Source organism: Brevibacterium sp. CS2 (genome assembly GCF_005280295.1).
Lineage (GTDB): Bacteria > Actinomycetota > Actinomycetes > Actinomycetales > Brevibacteriaceae > Brevibacterium > Brevibacterium pityocampae.
The window spans coordinates 1,527,633-1,551,428 of record NZ_CP040020.1 but is presented as its reverse complement, the minus strand read 5'-3'; the positions used below and the strand labels follow the sequence as shown (position 1 = coordinate 1,551,428).

At 70.7% G+C, this 23,796-nt stretch carries 17 protein-coding genes; 6 read left to right on the top strand and 11 right to left on the bottom strand.

Annotated elements, in window-relative coordinates; all coding sequences use genetic code 11:
• The first annotated feature begins 115 nt into the window (after positions 1-115).
• Complete coding sequence (locus FDF13_RS06865) at positions 116-1,927, top strand: ABC transporter ATP-binding protein (RefSeq protein ID WP_254668945.1); 1,812 nt, start codon at positions 116-118, stop codon at positions 1,925-1,927.
• Positions 1,924-3,369 carry an LLM class flavin-dependent oxidoreductase gene (locus FDF13_RS06860; protein ID WP_137319007.1) on the top strand — a complete coding sequence of 482 codons (1,446 nt, stop codon included), beginning with the start codon at positions 1,924-1,926 and terminating at the stop codon, positions 3,367-3,369. The genes FDF13_RS06865 and FDF13_RS06860 overlap by 4 nt, the downstream gene beginning before the upstream one ends.
• Before the next feature lie 165 nt (positions 3,370-3,534).
• Here FDF13_RS06860 and FDF13_RS06855 read toward each other — a convergent pair whose 3' ends face one another.
• The gene (locus tag FDF13_RS06855; protein ID WP_137319006.1) at positions 3,535-5,217 is read right to left on the bottom strand and encodes an acyl-CoA dehydrogenase family protein; all 1,683 of its coding nucleotides are present in this window, start codon (positions 5,215-5,217) and stop codon (positions 3,535-3,537) included.
• Positions 5,214-5,834, bottom strand: a complete 621-nt coding sequence (locus FDF13_RS06850; protein WP_137319005.1) for a TetR/AcrR family transcriptional regulator — start codon at positions 5,832-5,834, stop codon at positions 5,214-5,216. Before FDF13_RS06850 ends, FDF13_RS06855 begins: the two co-directional genes overlap by 4 nt.
• Positions 5,835-5,906: 72 nt before the next feature.
• Here FDF13_RS06850 and FDF13_RS06845 point away from each other — a divergent pair, with 72 nt between their 5' ends.
• Positions 5,907-7,442, top strand: coding sequence for a class I adenylate-forming enzyme family protein (locus tag FDF13_RS06845; protein ID WP_137319004.1), 1,536 nt, complete (start codon positions 5,907-5,909; stop codon positions 7,440-7,442).
• A 171-nt stretch (positions 7,443-7,613) separates the two neighbouring features.
• On the opposite strand, the gene adhP is transcribed toward FDF13_RS06845, so the two are convergent.
• The 3 genes from adhP to FDF13_RS14745 form a co-directional block, all read right to left on the bottom strand.
• The gene (adhP, locus tag FDF13_RS06840) at positions 7,614-8,636 is read right to left on the bottom strand and encodes an alcohol dehydrogenase AdhP (RefSeq protein WP_101653404.1); all 1,023 of its coding nucleotides are present in this window, start codon (positions 8,634-8,636) and stop codon (positions 7,614-7,616) included.
• A 373-nt stretch (positions 8,637-9,009) separates the two neighbouring features.
• Positions 9,010-10,533: an aldehyde dehydrogenase family protein gene (locus tag FDF13_RS06835; protein WP_101653403.1), complete on the bottom strand. Its 1,524-nt coding sequence runs from the start codon at positions 10,531-10,533 to the stop codon at positions 9,010-9,012.
• A 158-nt stretch (positions 10,534-10,691) separates the two neighbouring features.
• The gene (locus FDF13_RS14745) at positions 10,692-12,326 is read right to left on the bottom strand and encodes a helix-turn-helix domain-containing protein (protein WP_175406892.1); all 1,635 of its coding nucleotides are present in this window, start codon (positions 12,324-12,326) and stop codon (positions 10,692-10,694) included.
• A 270-nt stretch (positions 12,327-12,596) separates the two neighbouring features.
• On the opposite strand from FDF13_RS14745, the gene FDF13_RS06825 reads away from it, so the two are divergent.
• Positions 12,597-14,030 (top strand): sodium/glutamate symporter, encoded by a 1,434-nt coding sequence (locus FDF13_RS06825; RefSeq protein ID WP_137319003.1) that lies wholly within the window; start codon positions 12,597-12,599, stop codon positions 14,028-14,030.
• A gap of 479 nt (positions 14,031-14,509) precedes the next feature.
• Here FDF13_RS06825 and FDF13_RS06820 read toward each other — a convergent pair whose 3' ends face one another.
• The 3 genes from FDF13_RS06820 to groES all read right to left on the bottom strand — a co-directional run bounded on the left by FDF13_RS06820 (position 14,510) and on the right by groES (position 16,871).
• Positions 14,510-14,806: a DUF503 domain-containing protein gene (locus FDF13_RS06820; RefSeq protein ID WP_101653400.1), complete on the bottom strand. Its 297-nt coding sequence runs from the start codon at positions 14,804-14,806 to the stop codon at positions 14,510-14,512.
• A 114-nt stretch (positions 14,807-14,920) separates the two neighbouring features.
• On the bottom strand, positions 14,921-16,513 hold the full coding sequence (gene groL, locus FDF13_RS06815; protein ID WP_101653399.1) for a chaperonin GroEL: 1,593 nt from the start codon (positions 16,511-16,513) through the stop codon (positions 14,921-14,923).
• Positions 16,514-16,577: 64 nt separating this feature from the next.
• Positions 16,578-16,871 carry a co-chaperone GroES gene (groES, locus tag FDF13_RS06810; RefSeq protein ID WP_101653398.1) on the bottom strand — a complete coding sequence of 98 codons (294 nt, stop codon included), beginning with the start codon at positions 16,869-16,871 and terminating at the stop codon, positions 16,578-16,580.
• A 1,471-nt stretch (positions 16,872-18,342) separates the two neighbouring features.
• On the opposite strand from groES, the gene FDF13_RS06805 reads away from it, so the two are divergent.
• Complete coding sequence (locus tag FDF13_RS06805; RefSeq protein ID WP_137319002.1) at positions 18,343-18,846, top strand: AMP-binding protein; 504 nt, start codon at positions 18,343-18,345, stop codon at positions 18,844-18,846.
• Positions 18,843-20,213 carry an AMP-binding protein gene (locus FDF13_RS06800; RefSeq protein WP_137319001.1) on the top strand — a complete coding sequence of 457 codons (1,371 nt, stop codon included), beginning with the start codon at positions 18,843-18,845 and terminating at the stop codon, positions 20,211-20,213. Before FDF13_RS06805 ends, FDF13_RS06800 begins: the two co-directional genes overlap by 4 nt.
• A gap of 17 nt (positions 20,214-20,230) precedes the next feature.
• On the opposite strand, the gene FDF13_RS06795 is transcribed toward FDF13_RS06800, so the two are convergent.
• From FDF13_RS06795 to FDF13_RS15465, 3 genes are all read right to left on the bottom strand, one after another.
• On the bottom strand, positions 20,231-21,076 hold the full coding sequence (locus tag FDF13_RS06795) for a formate/nitrite transporter family protein (protein WP_368074054.1): 846 nt from the start codon (positions 21,074-21,076) through the stop codon (positions 20,231-20,233).
• An 82-nt stretch (positions 21,077-21,158) separates the two neighbouring features.
• Positions 21,159-22,382, bottom strand: coding sequence for a resuscitation-promoting factor (locus FDF13_RS06790; protein WP_137319000.1), 1,224 nt, complete (start codon positions 22,380-22,382; stop codon positions 21,159-21,161).
• 132 nt (positions 22,383-22,514) lie between these two features.
• Entirely contained in the window at positions 22,515-23,795 is a 1,281-nt protein-coding gene (locus FDF13_RS15465; RefSeq protein ID WP_137318999.1) for a resuscitation-promoting factor, read from the bottom strand.
• Position 23,796 lies beyond the last annotated feature (1 nt).

Here is a 23,796-nt window from a genome sequence, read left to right as displayed (position 1 = left end):
CCTCCGAGATCCTCGCACCCGCCCGCCCGGGCCACGCCGCCCTCCCGACGCCTCCCGTTGCGGACGCGCTCCCGGCGGGCCCGCCTCCCCGGCCGCCACCGAGCCGCGGCTGCGGGTGAGGAACCTCCACGTCGGATTCCGCCGCGACGGCGGGCTCCGGGAGATCGTCCACGGGCTGTCCTTCGACCTCCACCCCGGCCGCTGCGTCGCGATCGTCGGCGAATCGGGGTCGGGGAAGAGCGTCACCGCCCGGACGCTCGTCGGCCTGCCCGGCCGCGGCGCCGAGGTCCGCGCCGACGCCCTGCGGCTCGGCTCCGACGACCTGCTCACCCGGGGCGAACGGGACTGGCGCCGGATCCGCGGCGCGCAGATCGGCTTCGTCCTCCAGGACGCTCTCGTCTCGCTCGATCCGCTGCGACCCGTGGGGTCCGAGATCGCCGAGGCGCTCCGGCTCCACGGCACCGGCCCGCGGTCCGCGCGCCGTCGTCGCGTCGTCGAGCTCCTCGCCGCCGCCGGTGTGCCCGAGCCGGAGGTCCGCGCCCGGCAGCGTCCCGGGGAGCTGTCCGGCGGACTCCGGCAGCGCGCGCTCATCGCCTCCGCGATCGCGCTCGGCCCGCAGGTGCTCATCGCCGACGAACCCACCACCGCCCTCGACGTCACCGTCCAGGCGCAGGTCCTCGGCGTGTTCGAGCAGATGAAGGCCGCCGGTCGGTCGCTCGTCCTCATCAGCCACGACCTGTCGGTCGTCGCCCACCTCGCCGACGAGGTGCTCGTCATGCGCGGCGGACATGTCGTCGAGCAGGGACCGGTTGCCCGGGTGCTCGCCGACCCGGCGCACCCGTACACCCGGGCCCTCATCCGCGCGGTGCCGAGCGCCGCCACCCGCGGCCGGCGGCTGAGCGGCCCGGAGGCCGCCCCGCCTGCCGTCGCAGTACGCGGCACCGGGAGTGCGGGCGGCGCATCCGGTGCACCTGACGCCCGCCCGGCCGCCCCGGTGCCGGCCGTTCCGGAGCTCTCCGCGGCACTCCCTGCGATCGCCGCGGAACGGGCGACGGAGGTCGTGCTCGAGGTGCGCGACCTCGTCCGGGTGTTCCCCCGCCGCGGGGGGACGTCCCAGCGGGCCGTCGACGGCGTGTCGTTCCGCCTCCGACGCGGCGAGGTCCTCGGCATCGTCGGCGAATCGGGCTCCGGCAAGTCGACGACCGCCCGCATCGCCCTCGGGCTCGAGACCGCGGACTCCGGCGAGGTCATCCTCCTCGGGCACCCGTGGTCGGCGCTGTCCGAACGGCACCGCCGGGCCCTGCGCACCCGGATCTCCGTGGTGCACCAGGATCCGCTGAGCTCCTTCGACCCCCGCTTCACGGTCGAGCGCGTCATCCGCGACGCGCTGCCGGGCGGCCGAGGCGACGTGCACCGCCTCCTCGCGCTCGTCGGACTCGGTCCCGAGGTCGCCGGCCGGAACCCGGCGACGATGTCCGGCGGGCAGCGGCAGCGCGTCGCGATCGCCCGGGCGCTCGCCCCGGAACCGGACGTCCTCGTGCTCGACGAGGCGGTGTCCGCCCTCGACGTGTCCGTCCAGGCGCAGATCCTCGACCTGCTCGCCGACCTGCGGCGGGATCTGGGGACGAGCGTCCTCTTCATCTCCCACGACCTCGGCGTCATCAGCCATCTGAGCGACCGGGTGCTCGTGATGAAGGACGGGCGGGTCGTGGAGTCCGGCAGCCCGAGCGCGATCTTCGATGCCCCCGCCCACCCCTACACCCGCACGCTCGTCGACTCGCTCACCACGCTCGACCGGGCGGCGGCCACCGCCACCGCCCGCTCCCTCGCCGGAGATACCCGACGATCCGCCGGTGCCCGCCTCCGACCACGCCCGACCCTGACCACGAGAACGAACCCGACACCTGAACCGAGGAGATCACCATGACCCGCCCGCTGCTCTTCAACGCTTTCCTCATGAACACCCCGTCCCACATCCAGCACGGCCAGTGGCGCCACCCGGACGCCGGCCAGGTCGAGTACCAGGGCCTCGACCTGTGGCTCGACCTCGCACGCACGCTCGAGCGCGGACTGTTCGACGCGATGTTCTTCGCCGACGTGTCCGGACTCTACGGGCCGGCCGACGGCTCCTACGTCGACAACGTCCACGAGGGGCTGCAGATCCCGAGCAACGACCCGACCGTGCTGCTCGGCGCGCTCGCCGCGGTGACGGAGCACATCGGGCTGGCGACGACCTCGAACGTCATGCAGAACCCGCCGTTCAACTTCGCCCGCCAGATCTCCACCCTCGACCACCTGTCGAAGGGCCGCATCGCGTGGAACATCGTGACCTCGACGCAGGAGAACGCCGCCCGGAACTTCGGGCTGCCCGGCCTCGTCGAGCACGACGCCCGCTACGACTGGGCCGACGAGTACGTCGACGTCGTCTACAAGCTGTGGGAGGGGTCCTGGGACGAGGGCGCGCTGCTCAAGGATCGGGCCGGCAGCCGGTTCGCCGACCCCGCCCGGATCCACAAGATCCACCACGTCGGCGAGCGCTACCGGGTCGAGGGCCCGCACCTACCGGCGCCGAGCCCGCAGCGCACGCCGCTGCTGTTCCAGGCCGGCGGCTCCCCGCGCGGCATCACGTTCGCCGCCCGGCACGCGGAGGCGGTGTTCATCGCCACCCCGAACCCGGACGTCGCCCGGCAGCACATCGACGGGGCGCGCGAGCAGGCGGTGGCGAACGGCCGGCACGGCGACGACATCCGGTTCTTCCAGGGCATGAGCTTCGTCATCGGCAGCACCGAGGCCGAGGCGCAGGCGAAGAACCGCGACCTCCTCGACTACGCCTCCGACACCGGGTACGCGACTCACGCCTCGATCGGCATCCTGCCCGACGGCACGCGACTGCCGGCCGACACCCCGCTCAAGGACATCCCGAACAACGGCGGCCGCGGGCACGTCGAGTGGCTGCGGGCGGCGACCCCGGGCCGCGAGCCGGTGCTCGGGGACCTCGCCCGGAACCGGATGATCGGCCAGTCGCTCGTCGGCACCCCGGAGCAGATCGCCGACCGGCTCGCCGAGTGGCAGCGGGCGGGGGTCGATGGCATCAACGTCGTCAACTGGCGCCTGCCGGAGTCGTACACCGACTTCATCGACCACCTGCTGCCGACCCTGCAGGAGCGCGGCCTGGCGAAGACCTCCTACGGCGAGGCGACGACGCTGCGCGGCCGGATCTTCGGCCACGACCGGCTCCCCGACCGCCACCCGGCCGCCCGCTACCGCGGCGCCTTCGGCGACCGGTCGGCCGCGGCAGCCGAGGCGAACACGGGGGCCGCAGAAGCGGATCCGGCGCGCACCCCGGCCCTGTCGGGCTCGCGCTCCTGAGCTCCCGCGAGGTCCCGGCCGGCTGCGCCTCGGGTTCGGCGCCTCGGGTCCCGGCCGGCCGCTCCCCGGGTGCAGCTCCCCGGGCGCGGCTCCGCGCCTCGGGTGCCGTCCCTCGGGTGCGGCGCCCCGGTTCCCGGCCGGCCGTCCCGGGACCCGCATCGCTCCCTACGCCCGCTCGACGAGGAGGTCGATGTCGACCCCGGCGGGCAGTGCGCCGTACTCGCGCCCGCGATCGGCCCCGAGGCGGGCGGCGACGAAGCTCGTCGCCACCGCCTCGGGCGCGGATCCGAGGAGGATCGCAGCCTGGAGGAGCAGCGCCATCTGCTCGACGAGCACCCTGCCGCCGCCCTGCACCCCAGCGAGGGCCGCGGCGTCGCCGCCGGACACCGCGGTGAGCGCCGACTGCAGCGCGCCGGCGAGCGCCTCGTAGGCGCGGTCGTACTCCAGCAGGCGGCCGAGGCCGGTCTCGAGGAAGCCGAGGAATGCCTTCGCCGAGTGCGGCTCCCGGGCGAGCGCGCGGAGCACGTCGAGGACGATGACGTTGCCGGACCCCTCCCAGACCGCCATCACCGGCTGCTCCCGGTAGCGTCGGGCGAGCGGGAACGCCTCGGTGTAGCCGTTGCCGCCCAGGCACTCGAGCGCCTCGTAGGCGTGCTCCGGGCCGCGCTTGCACACCCAGTACTTCGCGACCGCGGTGGCGAGCCGTCGGAAGTCGGCGCGCTCGGATCCCGCCGACCGCCCCGGATCCGCCCCCGCCGCGGCGTCGTCCGCATCGTGCGCCCCGGCGATGTGGAGCGCCGTCCAGGTCGCCGCCTCGGCCTCGAGCTGGAGGTCGGCGAGGACCGCGCGCATGAGCGGCTGATCGATGAGGGTCGCGCCGAACGCCGCGCGGTGCCGGGCGTGCCAGACCGCCTCCGCGACGCCCTGCCGCATGCCGGCCGCGGAGCCGAGGATGCAGTCGAGCCGGGTGCGCGACACCATCTCGATGATCGTGCGCACCCCGCGCCCGGGCTCGCCGAGCAAGCGGCCCCGGGTGCCGTCGAACTCGACCTCGGAGGACGCGTTGGACCGGTTGCCGAGCTTGTCCTTGAGGCGCTGGATGCGGAAGGGGTTGAGCTCGCCGCCGGGCAGCACGCGGGGCACGACGAAGCAGCTGAGCCCCTCGGGCAGCTGGGCGAGGACGAGGAACGCGTCGGACTGGGGCGCGGAGCAGAACCACTTGTGCCCGGTGATGAGGTGGTCGTCCCCGTCCGGGACCGCGGTGGTGGTGTTCGCGCGGACATCGGACCCGCCCTGCTTCTCCGTCATCGCCATCCCGAAGGTCACCGCGGACTTCTCCGCCGGGTCGATGTGGCGCGGGTCGTAGGCGGCGGCCGTCGCCCGGGGCACCCAGAACTCCGCGAGCGCGGGGTCGGCGCGCAGCGAGGGGACGACGGCGTGTGTCATCGACACCGGGCACGCGTGCCCCGGCTCCACCTGGGAGAACAGCATGAAGCGGGCGGCGCGCTCCGCCTCGGCCCCGGCTCCGCCCTGCGTCCAGGCGAGCGCGTGGGTGCCCGCCTGCAGGGACTCGTCGATGATCCGGTGGTAGGCGGGGTGGAACTCGATGTCATCGACCCGGTGGCCCCAGCGGTCGTGGGTGTGGAGCCGGGGCGTGTGCTCGTTCGCCAGGCGTGCGTCGTCCTGGAACCCGGCGCTGCCGACGACGCGTCCGATCCGGCCGAGTTCCTCCGTGTCCGCCTGCGGCGCGTACCGGGCCACCGCCTCCTGCAGCGCGGTGTCGAGGGCGAACTCGTCGACGTCCGTGCGGGGCGCGGACTGGTTGAGGACGGTGTGTGTGACGGTCATGGCGCTCCTAGGGCTCGGCGGGAGTGGCGGGTGATCGCGCGGACGAGGTGGTCGACGGCCGGCGGCTCGGGGCTCGGCAGCGCGTCGTCGAGGACGTCGATGAGGTTCTCGGAGATCGTGCCGACGAGCGCCCGCGCGGCGATCACCGCGTCCGGCCCGGCGATCGGCGTTCGGCCCGCGCCGGCACTCGTCCGGGACAGCCCGGCGGCGATGAGCTCGGCATAGGACCGGCGCAGCCGCAGGCGCTCGCGCTGCACCGCCTCCGGAACGGGCTCGATGAGCAGGGCATGGGCGAGGCGGCGGCCGGCCACGGCGCGCTCGATGAACACGCGGACCACCGCGCCGGCGCACTCCTCCGGGGTGCGGGCGTCCGCGATCCCCCGGGCGACGGCCTCGAGCTCGTGCTCGGCGGCCTCGGCGAACACCGCGGCGAGGAGCGAATCGCGGTTGCGGAAGTAGGAGTAGACGAGCCCGGTGCTGCACCCGGCCCGGCGGGCGACCTCGGCGACGCTCGCCGCACCGAATCCGCCCTCGGCCACGAGATGGCGTGCGGCTCGCCGGATCCGGGCACGACGTGCGGCGGCGTTGGCCCGCGTCCGCGTCGTCTCCCGGTACACCCGGCCCCCTTCCGGCAAGAACTGAATCGTGGTTCAATATTTGCAGTGTGGCACCGATCACAAGGAGAAGCAATGAAGCTCAGCACACTGCTCGACGCCTCCGTCCGCCGCGATCCGGACAAGGAGGCCCTCGTCTACGGCACGGAGCGGGTGGCCTATCGGGACCTGCGCGACCGCGCCCTGCGGGCGGCGAGCGTGCTCCGCGCCAACGGGATCGAGGCCGGGGACACCATCGGGATCATGACCTTCAACGTGCCGGGGTTCGTCTACGCCGCCTTCGGCGCCTGGTACCTCGGCGCCACCGTGGTGCCGGTGAATCACAAGATGCAGCCGCCCGAGGTCGCGTACACGATCGGGCACTCGAAGGCGAAGCTCGGCATCGTCAGCGCGGAGCTCGCCGAGATCGCCCGCACCGGGGCGCCGGACATCCCCTGGCTCGCGACTGAGTCCGAGGAGCCGGAGAGCTTCGACGCGCAGCTCGCCGCCGCGACCCCTGCGGACCCGGCGGAGCTCGCGGACTTCGACGACGAGGCGGTCGCCCAGGTCCTCTACACCTCGGGCACGACGAGCGCCCCCAAGGGCTGCATCCATCCGCACCGGAACATCGCCCAGGTCGCCATGCTCATCGCGCTCAACATGGGTTACCGGGCCGATGACCGCTTCCTCATCTGCATGCCGATCTGGCACTCGGCACCGCTCAACATCAGCCTCATGCCGATGATGCTCGTCGGCGGCACGGTCGTCCTCCAGCGCGAGTACCACCCGGTGGAGTCGATGAAGATCCTCGCCGCGGAGCGGATCACCACCTTCTTCGGACCGACGATCGCCTATGTCGCCCCGATCCTCACCGCGAAGAAGCTCGGCATCGACTTCTCCTCCTACGACTTCTCCACCGTCCGCCGCTGGACCTACGGCGGCGCACCGATCGATCGGGAGACGGCGAAGATGCTCATCGACACCTACGGCACCGATCAGTTCTACAACCTCTTCGGGATGAGCGAGATGGGTCCCACCGGGTGCCTGCTCCCGCCCGAGGACCAGGTGCGCAAGGCCGGGTCGGTGGGCCGGGCGGCGATGGTCGGCAACGAGATGCGGGTGGTCAAGGCCGACGGCACCGAGGCGGGCCCGGGAGAGACCGGGGAGATCTGGTTCTCCGGGGACTGCCGGATGCGCGGCTACCTCGACAACCCCGCGGCGACGGAGGCGGCGTTCGAGGGCGACTGGTACCGCTCGGGCGATGTCGCCCGGATCGACGAGGACGGCTACCTCTACATCGTCGACCGGATGAAGGACGTCATCATCGTCGGCGGCGAGAACGTCTATTCGCTCGAGGTCGAGGAGGCGATCATCGCGCACCCGGACGTCGTCGACGTCGCGGTCGTCGGCCGACCGGATCCGGAGTGGGGCGAGCAGGTGGTGGCGGTCGTGACGACCGCGGACGGCGCGGAGCTCGACGTCGAGACGCTGCGCGACCACCTGTCCGACAAGCTCGCCCGGTACAAGCTCCCGCGCGAGGTCATCGTCACCGAGGCGCTGCCGCGCAATCCGTCCGGCAAGCTCCTCAAGCACCGCCTCCGTGACGAGGTCGCCCACCCCTCCGACGCCTGAGCAGTCAGACGCCTGAGCCGTCAGGCGCCTGAGCCGGACTCCGCCGCGCTCGACGCGCATGCAGCAGGCGGCCGTCGGCCCGTGGAATCGACTGCGATTCCACGGGCCGACGGCCGCCTGGGCGATCCTCGGGGCGTCCGGTGCGTTCCTCACCTGCCCCGGACGTGCGCCTCAGTACTCGATGACGACGCGGCCCTCGATCTTGCCGTGCTCCATCTCGTCGAAGACGGCGTTGATGTCCTCGAGCGGGCGCTTGCTGTACGTCGGCTTGATCTTGCCGGCGGCGTAGAAGGCGAGCGCCTCGTCCATGTCCTGGCGGGTGCCGACGATCGAGCCGCGGATCGTCAGTCCCTTGAGGACGATGTCGAAGATCGGCGCCGGGAACTCGCCCGGGGGCAGCCCGTTGAACACGATCGTGCCGCCGCGCCGCGTCATGTCGATCGCCTGGCGGAACGCCGCCGGGTGGACGGCGGTGACGAGCACGCCGTGCGCTCCCCCGGTCTTCTCCTGGATCTCCTCCGCGGGGTCGACCGCGAAGGCGTTGACGGTGAGCTCCGCGCCGTGCTTCTCCGCGAGGGCGAGCTTGTCGTCGGCGACGTCGACCGCGACGACCCGCATGCCCATCGCGACCGCGTACTGCACCGCGATGTGGCCCAGGCCGCCGATGCCGGAGATCACGACCCACTGGCCGGGGCGCACCTCGGTCCGCTTGAGCCCCTTGTAGACGGTGACTCCCGCGCACAGCACCGGGGCCACCTCGTACGGGTCGGCGCCCTCGGGGATCTTCGCGGCGAAGTCGGCGTCGACGAGCATGTACTCCCCGAACGAGCCGTCGACGGAGTAGCCGCCGTTGGTCTGCTGCTCGCACAGGGTCTCCCAGCCGGTGCGGCAGTACTCGCACTGCCCGCAGCCCGAGGCGAGCCAGGCGTTGCCGACCATGTCGCCGACCGCCACGGACGTCACGCCCTCGCCGACCTCCTCGACGACTCCCACGCCCTCGTGGCCGGGGATGAAGGGCGGTTCGGGCTTGACCGGCCAGTCGCCGTGGAGGGCGTGGAGGTCGGTGTGGCAGACGCCGCTGGCGATGAGCTTGACGAGGGCCTGGCCGCGGCCGGGCGTGGGCTTCTCGACGTTCTCATCGACGGTGATGGAATCGCCGAACTGTTCGACCACTGCTGCTTTCATGATGATCATCCTTCTCGTGTCGGTTCTGTCGGGGATGGGTCGGGACGCTGCCGGGGATTCATCGGAGACGGGTCCCCGGGTGATGCGTCGGTGGGTCGGGTGGTGCGTCCCGGGCGTCGGTGACCGGGACGGGGGAACGGTGGGCCGGGTTCCGCGATCGCGCGGGTCCCGGACCGGGCGAGGGATGCGTCGGGGTGCCGAGGGGTGCGGGTCCGCTGCCGGGCCCGATCACGCCTCGGCCGAGGGATGCCCTCGGGTCGACGAGGGACAGAGGCCCGGTCGCACCTCGGCCGAGGGGGCCGGGGGCGCCCGGTGGGGCGTCGGATCCGCTGCCGGGCGAGCGGACCCGGCCGGGACGTTCGACGTCCCGGCCGGGCGCGGCTCAGAAGAACCCGAGCGCGTTCTCGGAGTAGCTCACCAGCAGGTTCTTCGTCTGCTGGTAGTGATCGAGCATCATCAGGTGGTTCTCACGTCCGATGCCCGAGCTCTTGTACCCGCCGAATGCCGCGTGCGCGGGGTAGTTGTGGTAGTTGTTCACCCACACGCGACCGGCCTGGATCTCGCGGCCCGCCCGGTAGGCGGTGTTCGCCTCACGGCTCCACACGCCGGCGCCGAGGCCGTAGAGGGTGTCGTTGGCGACGGCCATCGCCTCGGCGTAGTCCTCGAACGAGGTGAGCGCGAGGACCGGGCCGAAGATCTCCTCCTGGAAGATCCGCATCGAGTTGTCGCCCTGGAACACCGTCGGGGAGACGTAGAACCCGTCGGCGAGGTCGCCGTCGAGGTGGGCCTGCTCGCCGCCGATGAGGACCTTCGCACCCTCCTGCTTGCCGATGTCGAGGTAGGACTTGATCTTCTCGAGCTGGTCGTTCGAGGCCTGCGCTCCCACCTGGGTGTCGGTGTCGAGCGGGTTGCCCTGCTTGACCGACTTCACGCGCTCGATGCCGGCGGCGACGAAGTCGTCGAAGATCGACTTCTGGACGAGGGCGCGCGACGGGCACGTGCAGACCTCGCCCTGGTTGAGGCCGAACATCGCGAAGCCCTCGAGGGCCTTGTCGTAGAACGCGTCCTTCTCCCGCGCCACGTCGGCGAAGAAGATGTTCGGGCTCTTGCCGCCGAGCTCGAGGGTCACCGGGATGAGGTTCTGCGAGGCGTACTGCATGATGAGGCGGCCGGTCGTCGTCTCGCCGGTGAAGGCGATCTTGCGGATCCGCTTGTTCGAGGCGAGCGGCTTGCCGCACTCGACGCCGAAGCCGTTGACGATGTTGAGCACGCCCGGGGGCAGCAGATCGCCGATGAGCTCGACGAGCACGAGGATCGATGCCGGGGTCTGCTCGGCGGGCTTGAGCACCACCGCATTGCCGGCTGCGAGCGCCGGGGCGAGCTTCCACACCGCCATGAGGATCGGGAAGTTCCACGGGATGATCTGGCCGACGACGCCGAGCGGCTCGTGGAAGTGGTAGGCCACGGTGTCGTCGTCGATCTGGGACAGCGTGCCCTCCTGGGCGCGGATCGCCCCGGCGAAGTACCGGAAGTGATCGACGGCGAGCGGCAGGTCCGCATTGAGCGGCTCCCGGATCGCCTTGCCGTTGTCCCAGGTCTCGGCGACCGCGAGCATCTGGAGGTTCTCCTCGATCCGGTCGGCGATCCGGTTGAGGATGACGCCGCGCTCGGCCGGGGACGTCTCCCCCCAGGCGGGCGCCGCCTTGTGCGCGGCATCGAGGGCGACCTCGATGTCCTCCGCGGTGGACTGCGCCACTTCGCAGAACGGCTTGCCGTTGACGGGGCTGATGTTCTCGAAATAGTTCCCCTTGACCGGGGCGACCCATTCCCCGCCGATCCAGTTGTCGTAGCGGGACTTGAACGTGACCTTCGAGCCCTCGGTTCCGGGCTGTGCGTAAACGACCATGCCAACTCCTTCGTCGTCATCGTGTCCGTCCCCGGCACCGTTGCCGGGAGATGCGTCCACGCTAATGCGCCGGAGGTTGCCTCAAGGTTGCAACGAGGCGAGGACGGGTCACGGTCCGGCCGGCGAGGCTGCTCGGGACCCGGCGGAGCGCGGTCCGCTCATCCTCCGCCGAGGAGCTCCTCGAGATGCGCGACGACGAGGCTGCGCTTGGGCGACCGGGCGGGCAGGATCCGCAGCCCCAGGCGCCACGCCTCCTCGTCGTGCCGGGCCTCGGGGCGCTGGAGGTAGTCGAAGAGCTCGTCGGCGGTGGCGCTCTCGAGCACCGCGGTCCGCACCACGGCCGCGAGCCGGACGCGCTCCTCGCCGACGGCCGCGGACTCCGAGGCCGGCAGCAGCTCACCCCGGTAGTCGGCGAGGGCGGCGCCGATGTCCCCGCGCGCGAGCGCGGCGGTGACGCGTGTGAAGTCGGCTGTGACCCCGGGCGGCAGGCGATAGGGACGGGAAGGCAGCTCGGTGTCGGGGCACCACCGGTCGAACACCTTGCGCAGGCGGGTGATCTCCGCGCGGAGCGTGACCCCGGTGAGCGGGTCGCCGTCGGCCGAGAGCAGGTGCGCGAGGTCCGCGCTCGTCACGCCCTCCGGGTGCAGTGCGAGCAGGGCGAGGATCTCGGCGTGCCGCAGGCGCAGGCGCACCGAGCCGCCGGGGACCTCGAGCAGGGGCACCGTGCCGCCGACGAGCCGGACGACCGCCCGCGGCAGCGGTTCGGAGCGGTGTGCATCCGGGGAGTCGTGTGCGGCTGCGGGGCCGTGTGCGGCTGCGGGGCCGGCGGTGATCGGGGCGCTGTGCGTGTCCGCAGGGTCGGCAGTGGTCGGGAAGCCGAGGGTGGTCATGGCGCCGGAGGTGAGCGCGGTCCCGCCGGTGAGCCCGATTCCGGCGGTGGTCGTGGCGTCAGCGGCAATCGCCGATCCGGCGACGATCGTGGATCCGGCCGCTGCACGGACGCCACCGCCGCCGATGCCGCGGGGCACGGACAGCGAGCCGGGCGCGGTGGCAGGGATCGCCTCGGGCCCGGCACCGGGTGCGGGGCGGGCGCCGGGTCCGGGGTGGCCGCCGGTCGCGGCACCGAGCTCGGGGACGAATCCGCTCTCCTGAGTCGTGTCCGCCTCCCGGTGGAGCAGCATCCGCATCTCCGCCTGTGCCGCGGCGACCGCCGCCTCGACGAGCGGCTGGCTGTGGCGGGCGACCGCCTTCTCGTCCCCGGTGAGATCGACGACGCCGAGGATCCGCCGGGTGCGGGGATCGCGGATCGGCACCGCGGTGCAGCTCCACGGGTGGACGGAGCGCGCGAAGTGCTCGGGCCCGGTGATCTGGACCGATGACCCGGTGGCGAGCGCGGTCCCCGGGGCCGAGGTCCCGATCGACTCCTCCGACCAGTCCATCCCCGGCTCGAACCCCATGCCCGCGGCCCGGCGCAGTGCGTCGTCGTCCCCGAGGATCCAGAGCATCCGGCCGTGGGCATCGGCGATCGCGACGAGCAGACCGGTGCCCGCGGCGGGGGCGGCGAGGAGCTGCTCGAACACCGGCAGCACGAGGCGCAGCGGGTGGGCGCTGCGCGCCTCGGCGAGCGCCCGGGCGTCGAGGGCATGGGCAGGGCTGCTGCGGTCGGGGTCGCGCCGGTGCTCGAGCGAGCGCTGCCAGGAGGATCGCACGATCTCGCGCAGTCCGCTGACCGCGGTCAGCTCTCCGGTGTCGAGCTGCTCGTGGGCTCTGAGCACGTTCGACGGGTTCGCCATTGTCGGCACCTCGCAGGGGTCAGGATCCGCGCCTCGGTCGAGGCGTGCACCCGGCGGACGGCGGTGTCCCGGTGGGTGCAGGTGGATCCAGTGTAATCACGATCACAGCACCGAACCAGGCCGGTGCCCACCGGTCGGACGGCGCCGGGCGGCCGCGCGAGGAGGCCCGGAGGACTTCCTCGTGGTCACCGGGCGGACCGGCCACCTCGCCGTCGACAACCCTCCCTGTATTCTGTGTGTACTCGGACCGTCTGCTGAAAGGCTCCTGAGATGTCTCCTTCGATCGTCGGCCTCGCCCTCCTTCTCCTCGGCATCCTCGCGATCGTCGGCACGCTGATCCGTGTCAGGAGCCGCTGGACCCAGAAGCTCTTCCTCCCGGTGTCGATCATCGCCGGGTTCATCGCGCTCATCCTCGGGCCCGAGGTGCTCGGCCGGCTCGCCGGTCTCGTCGGCCTCGACGCGCTCACCGAGGGCGGTCTGTTCGGCGCCGACGTGATGAGCGTGTGGTCCGAGCTCCCCGGCCTCCTCATCTCGGCCGTCTTCGCCACGATGTTCCTCGGCGAGGCCATCCCCTCCCCCAAGCGCGCGGTCACCCTGCTCGGCCCGCAGCTGTCCCTCGGCGTGACCTTCGGCGCCGGTCAGTACGTCGTCGGCATCCTCGTCGCAGTGCTCCTCCTCGTCCCTCTCTTCGACATCAGCCCGATGTTCGGCGCGCTCATCGAGATCGGCTTCGAGGGCGGGCACGGCACCGCGGCCGGCATGGCCCCGGTGATGGCGGAGCTCGGCTTCGAGGAGGGCGGCGACCTCGCGCTCGCGATGGCCACCGTCGGCATCGTCAGCGGCATCCTCGTCGGCGTCATCGCGGTCAACTGGGCGGCCCGCACCGGGCACTCGCAGTTCCTCGACTCGAAGGCCGAGCTGCCCGAGGACGAGCAGCGCGGCGTCTACGCCGGCGACGACCAGCCCTCGGGCGGCAAGCTCACCGTGCGGGCCTCCTCGCTCGAATCCCTCACCCTCCACATCGGCATCGTCGGGCTCGCCATCGTCATCGGCCAGCTCCTCCTCATGGGCATGCAGGCGATCGAGGGCGCACTGTGGGCCGACTTCGTCGAGATCTTCGCCTACGTCCCGCTGTTCCCCCTCGCCATGCTCGGTGGAGTGATCATCCAGCTCGTCATCGACCGGACCGGACGCGGCGACCTGCTCGACCGCGGGACCATGGAGCGGATCCAGGGCGCCTCGCTCGACCTCCTCATCATCGCGGCGCTCGCCACGCTGTCCCTCGATGCGATCGCGAACAACTTCGGTCCCTTCGCGATCCTCGCCGTCGTCGGCATCGCGTGGAACGTGTTCGTCCTCTTCGTGCTCGCCCCGCGCTACATCTCCCGCTTCTGGTTCGAGCGCGGCATCGGCGACTTCGGCCAGTCGATGGGCGTCACCGCGACAGGCCTTCTCCTCATGCGGATGGCCGACCCGAACCGGAAGAGCCCGGCCTACGAATCGTTCGGCTACAAGCAGCTCGTGTTCGAGCCGTTCTTCGGCGGCGGCATCATCACCGCGGCCGCGATCCCGCTCATCGTGCAGTTCGGACCGTTCCCATTCCTCATCGGCATGAGCATCCTGCTCATCGCCGCGATCCTCTCCGGACTGCTGTACTTCGGCAGGAACCCCCGCTTCGGCGACTTCGAGACCAAAGCCGACTGACCGGAGCCCGGTTCGATCCTGTGCCCGGCACGGCCCTGCACCCCCGACTCGGCCTACCCGTCCACCCGGCACGGCCCTGCACCTCCGAGACCCTGCACGGCCCTGCACCCCCGACACCCGGCACGATTTACCCGTCCACCCGAGACGCACCTCCGGCACCCGGCACCCCCTGATGCCTCCGCACCCATCGACTGGTCACTTGTGGTCGGATACTCGCGAGTACTCGGCCGAATGTGACCACTCGAGTTGCCCCACCGGGAACGTGCGTCCAGGGCCTCAAGGGGTATGTCCCGAGGCTTCTGTATGTGTCTCAGAGCCTTCCGGGTGCATGCCTCCAGCGCCTCCGGCACCTCTGATGCCCCCGTACCCGTCGAGTGGTCACTTGTGTTCGGATACTCGCGAGTACTCAACCGAACTTGAACACTCGACGCGTGGTGTCGCTCACCTGACAGGAAGAGGCAACCTTCGGATGGGTAAGTTCAGTCGTCCTCGGTGGTGCGAAGTCCGCGGCCGACGGACAGGAGCTCGATCTCGGGGCGCTCGGCCACCAGCCGCTCGACCGAGTCGAGGACCCGCACCACGTGCTCCCTGTCCGCTCCCACGGCCGAGGCGCCGATCGCCGCGCGGCGATGCAGGTCGAGGTGGTCGACCTCGCCGACGCTGACCTGGAACCTGCGTCGCACCTCGGCGATGATGGGCCGCACGACCGAGCGCTTGGCCTTGAGCGAGTGCACGTCCCCGAGGCGCAGGTCGACCTCGATCCATCCCATCCACATGGTTCCAGGGTGGCAGACGCGGCCTCCTGAATGCGCTGCGGGCCCGGAACCGCAGTTCCGGGCCCGCAGCGGTCTCACCTCATGGGGTGATCACCGAAGGGTGCGGGGCGACGATCAGTCGTCGTCCTCGTCCTCCTTCTTCTCGACCACGAGGGTCTCGGTGGTGAGCACGAGGGCCGCGATCGAGGCCGCATTGCGCAGCGCCGAACGGGTGACCTTGACCGGGTCGATGATGCCGGCGCCGATGAGGTCGCCGTACTCGCCGGTCGCGGCGTTGTAGCCCTGGCCGGACTCGAGCTCCGCGACCTTCGAGGCCACGACGTAGCCGTCCTGGCCCGCGTTCTCGGCGATCCAGCGGAGCGGCTCGACGACGGCCTTGCGGAGGATGGCGACACCGGTGGCGGCGTCATCGCTCAGGCCGAGGTCGTTGCCCTCGAGCGCCTTGACGGCGTGGACGAGAGCGGAGCCGCCGCCTGCGACGACGCCTTCCTCGATGGCCGCACGGGTGGCGGACACGGCGTCCTCCACACGGTGCTTGCGCTCCTTGAGCTCCACCTCGGTGGCGGCGCCGACCTTGATGACCGCAACACCGCCGGCGAGCTTCGCCAGGCGCTCCTGCAGCTTCTCCCGATCCCAGTCGGAATCGGTGTTGGCGACCTCGCCGCGGATCTGCGCGACCCGGCCGGCGACGTCCTCATCGGATCCGGCACCGTCGATGACAGTGGTGGCGTCCTTGGTGATCGTCACGGTGCGGGCACTGCCGAGCTGCTCCAGGGTCACCTGGTCGAGCTTCATGCCCATGTCCGCGGTGATGACCTGGCCGCCGGTGAGGACGGCGAGGTCCTCGAGGATCGCCTTGCGGCGGTCGCCGAAGCCCGGGGCCTTGACCGCGGCGACGTTGAGGATGCCGCGGATCTTGTTGACGACCAGGGTCGACAGCGCCTCACCCTCGATGTCCTCGGCGATGATGAACAGCGGCTTGCCGGCCTGCTGCACCTTCTCGAGCACCGGGAGCAGATCCTGGATGTTCGAGATCTTACCCTGGTTGATGAGGATGTAGGGATCGCTGAGGACGGCTTCCTGGCGGTCGGCGTCGGTCACGAAGTACGGAGACAGGTAGCCCTTGTCGAACTGCATGCCTTCGGTGAACTCGAGCTCGACCGAGGAGGCCTGGCTCTCGTCGATGGTGATGACGCCGTCCTTGCCGACCTTGTCGAAGGCCTCGGCGATGAGCTCGCCGATCTCGTTCGACTGGGCGGACAGGGCTGCGACGTGGGCGATCTCCTGGGAGTCGGCCACCTCGCGGGCGATCTTCTTCAGCTGCTCCTCGACGACCTCGACGGCCTTCTCGATGCCGGTCTTGAGCTGACCGGGAGCAGCGCCTGCGGCCACGTTGCGCAGACCCTCGTGGACGAGGGCCTGGGCGAGCACGGTCGCGGTGGTGGTTCCGTCGCCGGCGACGTCGTTCGTCTTGGTGGCGACCTCCTTGGCGAGCTGGGCGCCGAGGTTCTCGTAGGGGTCGTCGAGCTCGACCTCGCGGGCGATGGTCACACCATCGTTGGTGATGGTGGGCGCACCCCACTGCTTGTCGAGCACGACGTTGCGGCCGCGCGGGCCGAGCGTCACCTTGACGGTGTTGGCGAGGACGTCCACGCCGCGCTCGAGCGCCTTGCGCGCCTCATCGTCGAACTGCAGAGTCTTGGGCATACGTCACTTCCTTGAGATTGCGTGTGGAATCCGGTGAACGGAGTGGAATCCGGTCGGAAGCGGTTCAGCCGATGACGGCGAGCACGTCGCGCGCCGACAGGACGAGGTACTCCTCGCCCTGGTACTTGACCTCGGTTCCGCCGTACTTGGAGTAGATGACCTTGTCGCCGACGTTGACGTCGAGCGGCACGCGGTTGCCGTTGTCGGCGACGCGACCGGGGCCCACGGCGACGACCTCGCCCTCCTGGGGCTTCTCCTTGGCGGTGTCGGGGATGACCAGACCGGAAGCGGTGGTCTGCTCAGCCTCGACCTGACGGATGACGAGCCGATCGTCGAGCGGCTTGATGGAGACCGACATGTTCGGCACTCTCCTTCGTAAGTAGTCGTTCCGAAATCCCGGGGTCGGGGCCGTTCCGGACGGCCGCGCAGGTGCGCGGACGCCCCGTTCGGATCCTGCCGGTCGCTCGTCGTCGCGGGTGCCGAGCAGCCGGATTCCGGCCCGGGGTCCTGTTAGCACTCACTGGTGTGCTGTGCTAATTCGACTCTAGATCCGGGCTTGGCACTCGGTCAACTCGAGTGCCAGAAACCGCCTCGGCCCATAGCGAACACGGCCGAGGTCCGGTGCGGCTGGGCAGACGGGCAGGCGGGGAAGCAGGCTGGCAGCGGCGAGGCGCGCTGCCGGCGGGACGCGGACCCCTGCCGGCTGGGGTGACCGGCGGGTAAGCATGCCGCTGGCGGGATGCGGACCCCTGGCGGCTCGGGTGGTAAGCGGGTTCGCGAGGCCTGGGGCGGGGGCCCGAGGTCGGGGCCCGGGGCGAGCGTAGCGGGCCGGGAGCTCCACGGTCGGGCGACAGGTGCGGACGCACCCTGGCCCGAGGCCACGCGGGCCCCGAGTTCCGTCATCAGGTGACAGCCGCGGATGCGCGCCTGGCCCGAGGTTGCGTGCGGCGGCAGCTCCACGACCCGGCCACAGCGGCGGACCTACTCCTGACCCGAGGTTGCGCGGGCCGGCAGCTCCACAACCCGGCCACAGCGGCGGACGTGCTCCAGACCCGAGGTTGCGCGGGCCGGCAGCTCCACAACCCGGCCACAGCGGCGGACGTGCTCCTGACCCGAGGGTGCTCGAGCCGGGTGGAGGTCGCAGCGTGGGAGCACATCGAAGTGCAACGCATACTGCGATTGCACGCACGGACTGCGCATTCTGCGCCCGCCACTGCAGTTTTCGTCGCATGTCCACGGCACCCCTGAAGGCTGCGTCGGCAATCGCAGTTTCCGTCGCATGCTAACGGCACCCCTGAAGGCTGCACCCGCCACCGCAGTTTCCGTCGCATGTCCACGGCACCGCCGAAGGTTCCGCCCGCCATCGCAGTTTCCGCTGCAGGGCAAGCGACGTGCTGACTGCTGGCGCATAGCCGGGAGCGATCCAGCTCCGGGGTGCACGTGATCTGGAACAGTCCGTCCCCGAAGTGCGGGCATACCGGAAGCCCGCGCCGACGAGCAGATTCCTGACAAACCGTTTGTCGCCCCGAGGTGCGGGCACCTGACAAGCCGCCGAACCAAGGCCAACCGAAGCGGCCCGAACCAAAGCCCTCCGACCCGAGGCCAGTCGACCCGATCCGAACCGAAGCTCACCGACCCCAACCCGGTCAGTGCACACGCCCGGGTTGCGGACGCCCGCCCTGCATTCTTGACGCCCGTCCTAAAATCGCCCTAGCGATCATTCACCGTGTCGTGAATCGCACGGTGAATCGCTCCGTGAACCGCACCAGTATCCCGGTCCGCGCGTCACCCGCCGGACCCACCGCTGAACACCGTCGTTTGGAGGCCCCATGTTCACCACGTCCGCCGAGATCTACGAGCACTCGTTCCGGATCCACGCCACCCGCACCGCCGTCCGCGAGGACGACCGCGAGTTCACCTATCGCGACATCTGGGCCTGGTCGGACGCGACGATCGATCTGCTCCGTGAGCTCGGCGTGCAGGAGGGCGACGTGGTCGCGATGTACGCCGGCAACCGCGCCGAGTGGATCGTCTACGATTCGGCCACCGCACGCCTCGGCGCGGTGAAGACCCCTGCGAACTACATGTCCGCGCTCGACACCGTGATCTACCAGCTCGAGTTCGCCGGCGCCTCGGTCGTCATCACCGACTATGAGCTCGGCAGCGCGCTCGCTGCACGCCTCGCAGAAGCACCCGGATCCGCCTCCCCGGACGCCGATGGCACCGCACCCGGTTCCGCCACCTCGGCCCCCGGGACCGAGGCCCCCGGGACCGAGGACCCCTCCCCGCCCGGCCCACGATCATCCAGCTCTCCGACCCGGAGGGTCGCATGATCCCCGGCGCCGTGCCGTTCCCCGAGGTCCCCGGCCCGGACCACGCGCTGCGCACGGGCGAGAACCCCGGCGACCCTGAGGCGCGCTCGCATCTCAACTTCACCGGCGGCACCACCGGTCGGCCCAAGGCGGTCGCCCACACGCGGCGCTCGGCGGCGTCCGCGTCGTACATCCAGATGATCGAGGCCGAGATCTCCGTCGGCGAGCAGATGCTCGTCATGTCGCCCCTCGCACACGCGGCCGGGGCCCTCGCGCTCGCTGGTATCGGCCGCGGGGCGACGGTGCGCATCCTCACCGCCTTCGATGCCGAGCGCGTCGTCGAGCTCCTCATCGACGAGGGCATCACCTGGACCTTCATGGTGCCGACGATGATCTATCGCGTCCTCGACATCATCGACGCGCTCGACGAGCTGCCCGAGCTGCGGCTCCGCACGATCGTCTACGGCGCCGCGCCGATGTCACCCACCCGGCTCGAGCACGGCATGCGGATCTTCGGCCAGGTCTTCATCCAGCTCTTCGGCCAGACCGAGGCGCCCCAGTTCTGCACCCGGCTGTCCAAGCTCGACCACGACCTCGAGCGCCCGCACCTCCTCGCCTCATGCGGCAATCCGTCGCTGTTCACCGACGTCAAGGTCACCGACGACCGGGGCGAGGAGCTGCCGATCGGCGAGCTCGGCGAGATCACGGTGAAGACGCCCTTCGCCCTCACCGAGTACGTCGGCAACCCCGGGGCCACCGCGGAGAAGTTCTGGGGCGAGTGGGTCCGCACCGGCGACATGGGCGTGATGGACGCCGAGGGCTACGTCTACCTCAAGGACCGCCGCAACGACATGATCATCTCCGGCGGGTTCAACGTCTACTCCCGCGAGGTCGAGGACGTGCTCGCCGGACATCCGCAGGTGTCGCAGGCCGCGGTGATCGGGGTCCCGCACCCCGACTGGGGCGAGGCGGTGCACGCCGTCGTCGTGCGCCGCGCGCCCGAGGCCCCGGGCGCCGACGCCGCGGACGGCACCGCTGCCGAGGTCGCCCCGGGAACCGCTCCCGCCGCCGATTCCGCCGCCGGCTCTCCCGCCGCCGATTCCGCCCCGGGAACCGCTCCCGCCGCCGATTCCGCCGCCGGCTCTCCCGCCGCCGAGGTGGCCCCTGCTGCCGCGGCAGGCGCAGGTGCCGGGGAATCCGCGACACCGGGCACCGGTGAGCTCACCGCGGAGGCCCTCATCGACCACTGCCGCGGGAAGGTCGCGAACTACGCCCGGCCGAAGACCGTGGAGTTCGTCGACGAGCTTCCGCAGACCCCGTTCGGCAAGATCGACAAGAAGGTGCTCCGCGCTCCGCACTGGGAGGGCCGCGACCGCGCGATCGGCTGAGTCCGGCAGGGCGCCGCTCAGCTCGCCTCCTCCTCGAGGTCCTCGAGGGAGAGGTCGCCGCGGCGCACCGCGGACAGGATCCTGCGGGTGCGGAGGAGACGCGGCAGGGTGATGATCGCGAGACCGCCGAGCATGTTGAGCGGGATGACGACGACGAACCAGCCGAGGAAGTCGAGCACCGTGATGTCCGCCCCGGCGAGCATCGCTCCGAAGATGATCATCGCGTTGAGCGCCCCGTGGAGCATGCCGAAGCCGATGACGAGGAATCCGGAGATCATGCAGAGCAGCGCGACGACGACATCGTTCGAGGTGCCCTGCTGCATGCGGGTCGACAGCGTGATCGTGGCGCCCGCGAGCAGCGCGAGCCCGATCGTCGTGCCGACGGAGCCGGTGTCGAGGTAGCCGTTCGCGGTGTCGATGATCGTCCCGTGGTAGTCCGGCAGCGCGAGCACGGTGAGCCAGGCGAACACGAGCCCGCCGGCGAGGTTGCACACGAGCGTCACCGACCACAGCCGGAGCAGCTGCACCCACGTCCCCTGCCCGGCGACGATCGCGTTGATGGGGAGGAGGAACTCCTCGGTGAAGAGCTCGGAGTGTGCCATCTTGAGGGCGAGGAGACCCACACCGAACGCCATGCCGGCGAGGATGTCGGAGTCGGTGGCCTGCTTGACGAGGATCATCGCGAGGATCCCGAGGCCGATGTCGATGCCGCCGAACAGTCCGGTGACGATGAGCTCGACCGAGGTGCGATTGAGCCGCTCGGTCCCCTCGGTCACCGTGAAGGCCGCTTCGCCGAGCAGCTCCTCCTCGATGTCGAGGCCGGTGTCGCCCATCCGCTCGCGCTGCTTCTTCTCATCCACCATGGGAGAAGACTACGGGTCCGCCACGTCGGTGGACGCGGCGGACCCGTGAGGTCCGGGAGCGGCGGTCAGGCCGCCGGCGGGATCAGGCGCAGGCCCACTGGCTCCAGCCGGCCTTCTCCTGGAGGATCTTGGCGCGCTTGAACTGCTCCTGCGGGCTCGCATCGATCGGGTTGCCCTTGCCGCCCACCGACTGCCAGGTGGCGAGCTTGAACTGGAACAGGCCGAAGTGGGCGCGGTTCTGCTGATTGACCGCCCGCGGGTTGAACTCCGATTCGCACTTGACGATCTTGTACCAACGGGTGCCGGGACCGCCGAGCATGTCGATGATCTCCTGCTTGCTCATCGTGCCGCCGGAGTCGCCGGAGTCGGAGCCGCCGGATCCCGAATCGGAGCCCGAGTCGCCCGCCGAACCGGAATCGGAGCCGCCGCCGGTGGAGGAGTCGTCTTCGGGTGCGGCCGGGCGCGGTGCGCGGGTGCCCTTGACGACGACCTCGTCGACCGGCTCCGAGACGACCTTCTCCGACACCTTCTCCTTCTTGACCTCGGCGCCGTCGACCGTGCGGATGTCGTACACGACCTCCCGCACGCCGTCCTTGCCCTCGGTTTCGACCTTCGTCTCACCGCGATCCATCGACGCGGACTCCTTGACGGTGGTCTTCTTCTCGATCTTCTCCTCGACGGTCGTGGTCTCGTTCTTCACCCGCAGCACGTCGACAACCTGGCCATCGGACACCGGAGCGGTGAGCGGAGCGGACACGATGTCCTCGTCCGCCACCTCGATACCGGCCTCGGACAGCACCTCGGACACCGTCGCGGCGGCGGCGTTGACGACCTTCTGCTCACCATCGGCCTTCACGGTCACCCCCTTCGGGGTCACCACCTCGATCGCCGCACCGTCCTCGGTGAGCGTCTCGTCGAGCGGCACCGACACCTCGGCGCCCTCGGCCTCGACGCCGAGATCCGCAAGGGCCTGGCCGACAGTGTTCGCCGTCGTCCACTCCTCGACCGGCACGCCGTCGACGGTGAGATCGAGATCCTTCGCGGTGTTCACCACGATCGTCATGTCCCGCTCGACGCGCGTCTCCGCGCCGGGCTGCACGGCATCGCGCTCATCGACCTCGAGACCCTGCGCCTCGAGCACATCGCCCACCGAGGAGCCGAACGTCCGAACCTGCTCGGACTGCCCGTCGACGGAGAGGTTCACCGACTTGTTGAGCGCCACGAACGCACCCGTACCGCCGACGAGTGCCGTGATGATCACCGCCTGGCCGGCGATCTGAACCTTGCGATTGCGCAGGATGTCCATGTATCTCCTCGAAGTGCTGCCGGCGAGGGTCGCTCACCGGGTCGCGCTTGTCATGTCTCTGCAGGTCCTCGGCCGAGGTTCCCGCGGGTCGTGCGTGCGATGGTCGGTCCGTCGTGCTCCTCGGTGCGGGGCTCAGCGGATGCCGAGCTTGCGGGTGCAGGTCGGCCACGCGCCCCAGCCCTGGGAGGCCTGCACCTTCTTCGCGATGTCGATCTGCTGCTCGCGGGTCGCCTGGTGGGCGTTGGGGGCGTACTTGTGGCCGCCGAAGGCCTTCCACGTCGACGCCGAGAACTGCAGGCCGCCGTAGTAGCCGTTGCCGGTGTTGATCGACCAGTTGCCGCCGGACTCGCACTTCGCGAGCCGATCCCACACGCTGCCGTCGTCGACGCTCGGAGCCTTCTCGCCGGAGTTGCCGCCGCCGGATTCCTTCTTCTCCGAGGATTCCTTCTTCTCCGAGGACTCCTTCTTCTCCGAGGACTCCTTCTTCTCCGAGGACTCCTTCTTCGAGTCGTCCTTCTTCTCGGAGCCGCCGGTCGTATCCCGGTCCGGAGCGGGAGCGGCGGGACGCGGTGCGCGGGTGCCCTTGACGACGACTGCGTCGACGGGCTCCGAGACGACCTTCTCCGACACCTTCTCCTTCTTGACCTCGGCGCCGTCGACCGTGCGGATGTCGTACACGACCTCCCGCACGCCGTCCTTGCCCTCGGTCTCGACCTTCGTCTCTCCGCGATCCATCGACGCGGACTCCTTGACGGTCGTCTTCTTCTCGATCTTCTCCTCGACCGTCGTCGTCTCCGACTTCACGCGGAGCACATCGAGCACCTGTCCGTCGGTGACCGGAGCGGTGAGCGGAGCGGACACGATGTCCTCGCCCGCCACCTCGACGCCGGCCTCGGACAGCACCTCGGACACGGTGGCAGCGGTCGCCTCGACGATCATCTGCTCGCCGTCGGCCACCACAGTCACGCCCTTGGGGGTGACGACGTCGACGATCGCGCCGTCCTCGGTGAGGGCCTCGTCGAGCGGCAGGGAGACCTCGGCACCCTCGGCGTCCACGCCGAGGTCGGCGAGCGCCTGGCCGACGGTGTTCGCGGTGGTCCATTCGTCGAGGGCGATCCCGTCGACGGTGAGATCGAGATCCTTGGCGGTGTTGACGACGATGTTCATGTCCCGCTCGATACGGGTGTCCGCGCCGGGCTGCACGGCATCGCGCTCGTCGACCTCGAGGCCCTGCGCGGTGAGCACGTCGCCCACGGTCGACCCGAAGGTGCGCACCTGCTCGGACTGCCCGTCGACGGTGAGGTTCACCGACTTGTTGAGCGCGACGAACGATCCGGCGCCGCCGACGAGCGCGGTGATGACCACGGCCTGGCCGGCGATCTGGACCTTGCGATTGCGCAGGATGGAGTGCACG

Coding starts and splice junctions, on each gene's coding strand:
- FDF13_RS06860 (WP_137319007.1), top strand. CDS start 1,924: ATGACCCGCCCGCTGCTCTTCAACGCTTTCCTCATGAACACCCCGTCC.
- FDF13_RS06855 (WP_137319006.1), bottom strand. CDS start 5,217: ATGACCGTCACACACACCGTCCTCAACCAGTCCGCGCCCCGCACGGAC.
- FDF13_RS06845 (WP_137319004.1), top strand. CDS start 5,907: ATGAAGCTCAGCACACTGCTCGACGCCTCCGTCCGCCGCGATCCGGAC.
- adhP (WP_101653404.1), bottom strand. CDS start 8,636: ATGATCATCATGAAAGCAGCAGTGGTCGAACAGTTCGGCGATTCCATC.
- FDF13_RS06835 (WP_101653403.1), bottom strand. CDS start 10,533: ATGGTCGTTTACGCACAGCCCGGAACCGAGGGCTCGAAGGTCACGTTC.
- FDF13_RS14745 (WP_175406892.1), bottom strand. CDS start 12,326: ATGGCGAACCCGTCGAACGTGCTCAGAGCCCACGAGCAGCTCGACACC.
- FDF13_RS06825 (WP_137319003.1), top strand. CDS start 12,597: ATGTCTCCTTCGATCGTCGGCCTCGCCCTCCTTCTCCTCGGCATCCTC.
- FDF13_RS06820 (WP_101653400.1), bottom strand. CDS start 14,806: ATGTGGATGGGATGGATCGAGGTCGACCTGCGCCTCGGGGACGTGCAC.
- groL (WP_101653399.1), bottom strand. CDS start 16,513: ATGCCCAAGACTCTGCAGTTCGACGATGAGGCGCGCAAGGCGCTCGAG.
- groES (WP_101653398.1), bottom strand. CDS start 16,871: ATGTCGGTCTCCATCAAGCCGCTCGACGATCGGCTCGTCATCCGTCAG.
- FDF13_RS06805 (WP_137319002.1), top strand. CDS start 18,343: ATGTTCACCACGTCCGCCGAGATCTACGAGCACTCGTTCCGGATCCAC.
- FDF13_RS06800 (WP_137319001.1), top strand. CDS start 18,843: ATGATCCCCGGCGCCGTGCCGTTCCCCGAGGTCCCCGGCCCGGACCAC.
- FDF13_RS06795 (WP_368074054.1), bottom strand. CDS start 21,076: ATGGTGGATGAGAAGAAGCAGCGCGAGCGGATGGGCGACACCGGCCTC.
- FDF13_RS06790 (WP_137319000.1), bottom strand. CDS start 22,382: ATGGACATCCTGCGCAATCGCAAGGTTCAGATCGCCGGCCAGGCGGTG.